The organism is Microbacterium testaceum StLB037 (assembly GCF_008763945.1).
Classification (GTDB): domain Bacteria; phylum Actinomycetota; class Actinomycetes; order Actinomycetales; family Microbacteriaceae; genus Microbacterium; species Microbacterium testaceum_G.
The window spans coordinates 1,864,734-1,872,496 of record NZ_VTQH01000001.1 but is presented as its reverse complement, the minus strand read 5'-3'; the positions used below and the strand labels follow the sequence as shown (position 1 = coordinate 1,872,496).

Genomic DNA, 7,763 nt, shown 5'->3' with positions numbered 1-7,763 from the left:
GGAACGGACGCACCCACAGAAACGATCTCTCGACCTACCCGTGAGGCAGTTCACTTCAAGTTGCCTGCTGACTCGACGGACATCAGCGCAAAGCAACTCCCGAAAGAGTGTGACCGCTGAGGATGTGTGCCGAGTGGCAGTATCCCAACTGTAGACCAGAGAATCGAAACTCTCAAGTGTCGTGTTGGGGGTGGTTCACCGCTTGAGAGGACGCGGGGCCTTTCGGCCGCTCCGCTCTCCCCTGTGGGGCGAACAGGTAAAACATTACGTCGCTCCCGAGGATCGGTCGAATCGACCCCTCATCCCGGGCGTGTCGCAGACGCGGAAGCCCGGAAACACGCGGATGCGCCGATCCTCAGGTGAATCGGGGGGCCTCGCCCCACGCACCGACCCACGACTCCAGATGGGGTTCGTCTCGCACGGCGTGGATCCCGTCGACGATGAGCGTTGTCTCCGCGAAGCCGGCCTTCGTGCCCCACCGCGCGGCTCGTCGCCGGGCGCGCCGACTCATGGCCGACCCGAGGGCCGTCCCCTCCGGCGACCGGAGATGAACCCGGCCGATCTCTCCTCCGGCGAGGACGCCCAGAGCATCTCGCAGCGCCTCGGCTCGGAGGACGACGACCGGATGATCCAGCGCGACGACGACGCGCGGATCGGTACCGGCCGTGGCACGGACGCGCGGGTCGGCATGGAGCATGGGTTCGTCGGGCATCGGGTCCAGCACGACCGCCGCGCGCGGGAGGGCCGCGAGCAGGGAGTCCGCGCTGAGGAATGCTGCGGCGGTCGTCGTGACGGGCACCGACACCTCGACATCGGCCACCGAGGGGAGTAACCCCCTCCCGGCGGATCCGTCGACGGGGATCTTCGCTGCCAAGCTCATCGTCTGACGATTCCCCTCTGCGGCGCTCTCGTCCGCCGCACGACCCGCCCAATCCGGGCCGTCGTGCCAGGCCACGGCATCCGGGATATGGGCGAGGACTCCGCCGGCCTGCCAGCAGCGGTGAGCCCACTCCCAGTCCTCGCCGCCGTAGGAAGAGAAGCTCTCGTCGAACCCTCCGACCTCCTCGAAGAACACGCGGGAGCACGCGGCGACCGCGCTGATGACGTACCGGTACGAGCGGTCGTCGGCGCGCAGCAGATTCCCGCTCTGCCGGTAGGCATCGCGAAGCCACCTCGGCTCGGGGAGCTCGCGGGTCGGACCGAGATCTTCGACCGGGACGTCCGAGGGAAGGCCCGCGAAGTCGGCGTGCCGACGGCGCCCGACGGTGATGGCCTCGGGCAGCAGAGCGGGGAGGCGGGAGATCCGCCGCACATAACCGGGTTCGGGGCTGGTGTCGGCATCCAGGAAGCAGAGGACGTCGCCCGTGGCCGCGGCGGCACCCAGATTGCGGGCGGCGGCCGCGCGGAAACCCCGGTCCTCCTGCCGAACGAGCCGGACGCCCGCGGGGACCACGGGCGGTTCGGGCGAACCATCGTCGGCAACGATGATCTCCAGACGATCGCGGGGGTGGTCCTGCCGGAGCAGCGCATCGAGCGTTCTGGCGAGCTCAGCCGGCTGCGCGTAGTGCGTGACGATGACGCTCACGCGCGGGGGTTCGGGCTCGAGGTGCGCGACGAGGTCCCAGCGGTTGCCGGGGACCCACGGCATCCGGTCGCTCCAGGGGGCGTCCGCGCTCACGCGGCGACCTCGCTCCACCAGCGGAGATAGGCACGAGCCGCGTCGGCGGGGCCGAACGGCACCGGGTGTTGTCCGTGCCACGTGGAGGAAACGTCGGCGCGGGCTGCGGCGACCGCGACGGCGAGGTCGGCCGGCTCCACGAGGGTCACCGTACCGGGACGAAGCGCCGCCATCTCGTCGTTGTAGCGGTTGCGCACGGCGAGCGGGCGGCGTCCCCAGCCGATCCAGGACGCGAGCGAGCCCGAGGCCGACACATGCCGGTGGGCGATGACGGGGACGGCGACGCGGCGCACGCGATCGGCCATCTCGGCGTCGTCGAGCCAGCCCGTCACCTCGACGGACACCCCGTGCGCATCAGCGCGACGGACGAACGCTTCGAGGTCGGCGGCGTGCCCGTCGGAGGCGCGCCCGAGCACGGTCACGCGTGCCAGCCCCGCCCCGACGGCGGCCTCGAGCGCTTCGTCGTGTCCCTTGCCGGGGTAGAAATAGCCCAGGACACCGACGGAATCGTCGGTTCCCGGCGCCTTCGTCGGCGCGGGCGAGGACACCACGGGCAGCGGAACGACGGCGATCGGCCCGTCGGCGACGCCCTCCTCGCGCAGCAACTCGCGCTCATGCGCGCTGTTGACGGCGACCCCTCGGGCCGCTTCGACGACGGATCGGTAGAACGCGCGTCGACGCGGGCGGTTGCGTTCCCCGTCGGATTCCTGCGGCACATCGTGAAGGGTCACGGTGAGCGGATGCCGTGCGGCGAGCGCCGTGAGCGTCCGCGTCGCCTCTTCCGGGGAGGTCCCCCACAGCCGGTCGGTGACGTGAGCGTGCACCGGCGTTCCCTCGGGGACGGACGCGACCGCGTCGACGGTCGAGACGCGCACCCGGACGTCCGCCGCCGCGATGTCGGTCGCGATCTGCCGGGCGTAGACGGCGACACCGTGCGGGCCGGGGTGCACCAGGAGCACCGGGAGGGTGGCATCCGGGATCGAGATCTTCGAAATCATGCGGCGGTGCTCCAGGTGCGCAGCAGGGGGGTCATGCGCTCGACCACGGCGGCGAGGAGGGCGGGACGTTTCGCGTAATAGTCGAGGTGGGCCTCGCGCACGACGTCGGCGGGGAGCGTCTCGTCCGCGACGATCCAATCGGGGCGCGGTTCGGCGTCGAGGTCCCAGGCATCGACGACCCAGGACTCGAGGGGCGCGCGCACCGAGGCGAGGATCGGACGACCCGGGTCGACGACGTGCCCGGGGAAGCCGAGCGCGGCGACGATGCGCTCACCCAGCGGCAGGAAGAGCGCGTTGCCGGGGTGATTGACGGTGCGGGCGAGGTCTTCGACGACGGGAGTGAGGAGATCGGATGCCGCGACGTCGAGACCGAGGGCCTCGCGGCGGCGCAGCTCGGAGATCGAGGCGTCGGCGAGGGAGTGCACCACCGACGCGGGCAGCCGCGCGGGGACGCTCAGCCCCGCGGCCTCGGCCACGGTGCGGACGTCGTGGTAGGCGACGAGGGGCGGGTCCTCGGGGAACGCCGGCAGCCGGAGCACGGCCTGGAACGGGTGCAGACCCGAGAAGCGGACGGCGGGGACGAGCACGGTGCGCGCACCGGGCGGAAGGGAGGCCCGCAGCTGCGAGGTGCCGAGCGGGAGTCCGCGGTAGTCGTCGCGGATGGGCTGCGACACCAGGAACGAGGCCCCCGCGAGCAGGGCGTGCAGTCGTGCCGCGTCATCGGCGTCGAGCTCGTGGACCGCGGGGATGCGGATGGCGGGGAGCTTCTCGGAGGCGATCACCAGGCGCAGCGACTCCGCTTGGCAGTTGCCGACCACGACGCCGTAACCGCCGGGAGCCGGAATCTCGCCGAAGAACTCGGCGTAATGCGTACGGCGCGCTATCACCGCGTCGCCGTGGTCCGCAAGGCTTCGCACCCGCTCCGTCTCCCCGCCCATGATGTGAACGTATCCGTCGGTGTCATCGTCGTCCCAACCGCCCCGTTGCATTGCGATGTGCCTGGCGATGCGGTACGCGCACCGTCATGCACGCAATTACGAGGAGGAGAGAAGATCGTCGTCACCGTCGTCCCCCCGGTTCGAGTGGCCGCCGTCCCCTCGGCACACCCCTACGTCGCCGCCGTCGCGGATCCCGCCGGCGTCCGGTTGCTCGCCGACCCTCCGCCGCCGGGTGCTCCCGCCGGCCAGTGGTGGCCGCCGCAGGTGCTGCTGCCGGCATGGCTCGAGACGCACGCCGATGACTTCGACCTGGTCCACGTGCATTTCGGGATCGAGTCATACAGCGCTGCCGAACTCGAAGACACGGTCGCGACACTTCGGCGACTGGGCCGGCCGTTCGTCTACACGGTCCACGACCTGGAGAACCCGCAGCTGAGCACGCAGGACGAGCACCGTGCGTCTCTCGCGGTGCTCGCGGCGGGGGCGGACGCGCTGATCACGCTCACCGACACCGCGGACGCCGAGGTGCGACGCCTCACCGGCCGCGCCACGACCGTGATCGCGCATCCCACCCTCCTCGGCGACGCTCCGCGTCCGACCGGGTCGCCCCGCGAGGTCACCCGCGTGGGCGTACACCTGCGCGATGTCCGGCCCAACATCGACGGCGTCGGCACCACCGCGACGCTCGTGCGCGCCGTCGCCGCCCTGCGCGCGCAGGGCGCACGCGTCGAGGCCGTCGTGCGGTTGAATGAGCGCGTCCGCGACGAGGAGGCCGCGGCATCCATTCTTCTCCTCGCCGAGGGAACGGACGGCGTGCGCGTCGAGCGCGGCCCTCGCCTCGACGACGACGCGCTCGCGCTCTGGCTCGCCGACCTCGACGCGTGCCTGCTGCCCTACCGCCACGGCACTCAGTCGGGATGGGCGGAGCTCTGCTACGACCTGGCGGTGCCGGTGATCGGGACGCGCATCGGGCACATCGCGGCGCAGCATCCCCGGGATTTCCACGCGTTCGAGGTGGGTGAGCCGGTCTCCCTCGCCCGGGCCATCGTGGATGCCACGGACACGGCGTGGTCGCGTTCGGGCTCGGCCCGCCGCGAAGCGGAGGTCGATCGCCGTCGCGCGGACCGCGCCATTGAACTCGAGGCCGTCCGGGCCGCGCATCTCGCCGTCTACCACCGCGTTCTGGCGACGGAGGTGGCCGCGTGATCCGCGGGCAGCGGCCGCTGCGGGTGCTCGTGGTCGCGCCGTCGCGCTATCCCCTGCGCCAGCCGCACGCGGGAGGCCTCGAAGCCACCGTGTGGGACCGGGTGCGCTGGCTCCGCGCCCGCGGACACCAGGTGACGCTGTGCGCGGCCGAGGGCTCCGACTTCCTCGATGACATGCCCGAGTTCCAGCTGCCGACGCCGGAGTGGACGCGCCCCGAGCACGCCTCCGACACCGAGTACCCGCTGGGCTACGCCGACGCCGTCGACGCGGCCTTCGACGCCGCTCGCGAGCGCCTCATCGCCGACCGCCATCTGTTCGACGTCGTCGACAATCACAGCCTGCATCCGGCCCCGATCCGCTGGAGCGCGGAGGCGGACATCCCCGTGGTCACGACCCTGCACACGCCCCCGCTCGAGCCCCTGCTCGAAGCCGCCGCCGAGGTGGCCGGTGCCGCGCACCGCTTCCTGGCCGTGAGCCAGGCGACCGCGCGTGCGTGGTCGGTCGAGGGCGTGGACGCGTTCGTCTTCCCCAACGGCATCGACACCGATCAGTGGGTCCGCGGGGCCGGGGGGCCGTCGTGGGTGTGGTCGGGGCGCGTCGTGCCCGAGAAGGCTCCGCACCTCGCGATCGAGGCCGCGCGGCACGCCGGGGCGCACATCGTGCTCGCCGGACGCATCGGCGATGTGGACTACTTCGAGCAGGAGATCGTCCCGCGCCTGGGCGTGCACGCCCGCTACGTCGGCCCGCTGCGCCAGCCGGATCTGTGCCGCCTGGTCGGTTCCTCCGCCGTCGCGCTGGTGACGCCGATGTGGGAGGAGCCGTTCGGTCTCGTGATCGCCGAAGCGCTCGCCACCGGCACCCCGGTCGCGGCTTTCGACATCGGCGGCGTCTCCGAGGTGCTCGCGGAGATGCCGGGTTCGACGACCGTCATGCCGGGGGATGTCGTCGCCCTCGCCAAGGCCGCCGCGCACCTCGCCGCCGAGGGCGTGCGCGAGCCGCTCACCCGTGTCTGGACGCGCCACGCGGCGGTGAAGAGGCACTCCCTGGCACAGCGATACCGCGAGGTCGAGCGCGTCCTCGCGCACGTCGCCCAGCCCGCCGGCGTCCGGCGCGTGCCGGCGGTGTCGTGGTGATCGGCTGGTACGTCCATCACCACGGGTACGGTCATGTCGCACGGTTCCTGGCCGTGGCGCCGCACCTGCGCACGCCGGTCGTCGCGTTCTCGTCGATGCCCCGCCCCGCAGACCTGCCGACGGGGGTGGACTGGATCGAGCTGCCCCCGGATGCCGATGAGTACACGCGACCGGACGGCTCGACGGTCGACCCCCGAGACGCCGACCCCACCGTGCGCGGGCACCTGCACTGGGCACCGCACGATCACCCGGGGCACCGGGCCCGACTCGCACGGATCGCCTCGATCGCGGCCGAACGCTCGCTCTCGGCTTTCGTGGTCGACGTCAGCGTCGAGGTCGTCGTGTTCGCGCGGTTGCTGGGCCTGCGCACCCTCGCGATGACGCAGCCCGGGGCACGCACCGACGCGCCGCACGCCCTCGCATACGATCTCGCCGACGGCATCCTGGCCCCGTGGGCTCGTGGCGCCGTCGCGGCGGAGGCTCTGGGCCCCCACGTCGACCGCGTGGTCTGGACCGGCGGCATCTCGCGTTTCGAAGGGCGGGACCGGCCCGGCGCCCGCGACCAGCGGTCCGTGCTGTTGCTGGGCCGCGTCCTCGATGACCACGTCCGCGAAGACCTGGTCGCTCGCCTGCGCTCCCGCGGATGGGACGTCACCTCGGCCGGACACGACCCGGCCTCGCGTGTCGACGATCCATGGCCGCTCCTCACCCGCAGCACCGTCGTGGTGAGCGCCGCCGGTCAGAACAGCGTGGCGGATCTCGCGGCCGCGGGTGCCCGCGCCGTGGTCATCGCGCAGGATCGTCCGTTCGACGAGCAGCACGACACCGCCGACGCGCTGGAGCGCTGGGGCCTCGCTCGCCGGGCCGACAGTCGCACGAGCACCGCGGAGCTGGTGGAGATCATCGAGCGCGCCGCCGGCGACGACCCCGATTGGACCCGCTGGCAGGTCGAGGGGGCCGCCGACCGCATGGCCGCGGCGATCGAGGCGGTGGCGCGGTGAGGACCGCGGTCGTCACCGTCGCCTCGCGCGCGCGGGAGGAACATCTCCAGCGCCAGCGGCGCGTGCTCGCCGAGGTGGCCGACGACATCGTGCGGGTCGAGACCTGGCTCGACGAGACGCCGCCGATCGAGGCTCCGGATGCCGACACCCTCACGTTGCACGTCCCGCCCGGGCCCCGCGGACTCCGCGTCGGCGAGGGCCGCAACCGGGCGGCCGACGCGGCGATCGAGGCGGGGGCCGAGCTGCTCGTCTTCCTCGACGTCGACTGCCTCCCCGGAGCGGACCTCCTCCCCGCCTACCGGGCGGCGGCCGCGCGCCACGGCGATGCCGTCCTGTCCGGGCCGGTCACCTACCTGAGCAGTGTGCAGCGGCCGGAAACGGCATCCGATCTGCCCTTCCTCACCCGACCGCACCGGGCACGCCCGGCTCTTGCCGCGGGCGCGACCCGTCGGGCCACCCCGGAGGAGTTCGACCTCTTCTGGTCGCTGTCATTCGCCGTCACCGCGGCGACCTGGGGGCGCATCGGGGGCTTCCACCCCGGGTACGAGGGCTACGGCGCCGAAGACACCGACCTGGCGTGGACCGCTCGCGCGAAGGGCGTCGAGATGTACTGGGTGGGAGGGGCGGACGCCTACCACCAGTGGCATCCGGTGTCTTCTCCCCCGTGGCAGCACCTCGACGACATCCTCCGCAACGGCGCCGCGTTCCACGCACGGTGGGGCGTGTGGCCGATGGGTGGCTGGCTCGAGGCGTTCGCGGCGGCCGGAGCGATCGAGCGCCGTGATGACGCGTGGGTGCGCACGGGCTGA

7 protein-coding genes are annotated in these 7,763 nt (G+C 72.5%); 4 read left to right on the top strand and 3 right to left on the bottom strand.

The window, feature by feature from the left end; genetic code table 11:
- Window positions 1–355 precede the first annotated feature (355 nt).
- The 3 genes from F9B98_RS08660 to F9B98_RS08650 are packed head-to-tail and all read right to left on the bottom strand — an operon-like array spanning window position 356 to window position 3,614.
- Window positions 356–1,678, bottom strand: coding sequence for a glycosyltransferase family 2 protein (locus F9B98_RS08660; protein WP_225310270.1), 1,323 nt, complete (start codon window positions 1,676–1,678; stop codon window positions 356–358).
- Window positions 1,675–2,676, bottom strand: a complete 1,002-nt coding sequence (locus F9B98_RS08655; protein ID WP_150955671.1) for a glycosyltransferase — start codon at window positions 2,674–2,676, stop codon at window positions 1,675–1,677. Before F9B98_RS08655 ends, F9B98_RS08660 begins: the two co-directional genes overlap by 4 nt.
- Window positions 2,673–3,614 (bottom strand): WcbI family polysaccharide biosynthesis putative acetyltransferase, encoded by a 942-nt coding sequence (locus F9B98_RS08650; protein WP_150955668.1) that lies wholly within the window; start codon window positions 3,612–3,614, stop codon window positions 2,673–2,675. The genes F9B98_RS08655 and F9B98_RS08650 overlap by 4 nt, the downstream gene beginning before the upstream one ends.
- Before the next feature lie 144 nt (window positions 3,615–3,758).
- On the opposite strand from F9B98_RS08650, the gene F9B98_RS08645 reads away from it, so the two are divergent.
- From F9B98_RS08645 to F9B98_RS08630, 4 genes are read left to right on the top strand one after another with little or no spacing between them, the layout of a single operon-like run.
- Window positions 3,759–4,820: a glycosyltransferase gene (locus F9B98_RS08645; protein ID WP_191966722.1), complete on the top strand. Its 1,062-nt coding sequence runs from the start codon at window positions 3,759–3,761 to the stop codon at window positions 4,818–4,820.
- A complete protein-coding gene (locus F9B98_RS08640; protein ID WP_225310269.1) occupies window positions 4,817–5,953 on the top strand; it encodes a glycosyltransferase in 1,137 nt (378 codons plus the stop codon). Before F9B98_RS08645 ends, F9B98_RS08640 begins: the two co-directional genes overlap by 4 nt.
- Window positions 5,947–6,954 carry a hypothetical protein gene (locus F9B98_RS08635; RefSeq protein ID WP_150955662.1) on the top strand — a complete coding sequence of 336 codons (1,008 nt, stop codon included), beginning with the start codon at window positions 5,947–5,949 and terminating at the stop codon, window positions 6,952–6,954. The genes F9B98_RS08640 and F9B98_RS08635 overlap by 7 nt, the downstream gene beginning before the upstream one ends.
- Window positions 6,951–7,763, top strand: coding sequence for a glycosyltransferase family 2 protein (locus F9B98_RS08630; protein WP_150955659.1), 813 nt, complete (start codon window positions 6,951–6,953; stop codon window positions 7,761–7,763). The genes F9B98_RS08635 and F9B98_RS08630 overlap by 4 nt, the downstream gene beginning before the upstream one ends.

Excerpts from the sequence above, each read along its gene's own strand:
- F9B98_RS08650 (WP_150955668.1), bottom strand. The coding sequence starts at position 3,614 with ATGGGCGGGGAGACGGAGCGGGTGCGAAGCCTTGCGGACCACGGCGAC.
- F9B98_RS08655 (WP_150955671.1), bottom strand. The coding sequence starts at position 2,676 with ATGATTTCGAAGATCTCGATCCCGGATGCCACCCTCCCGGTGCTCCTG.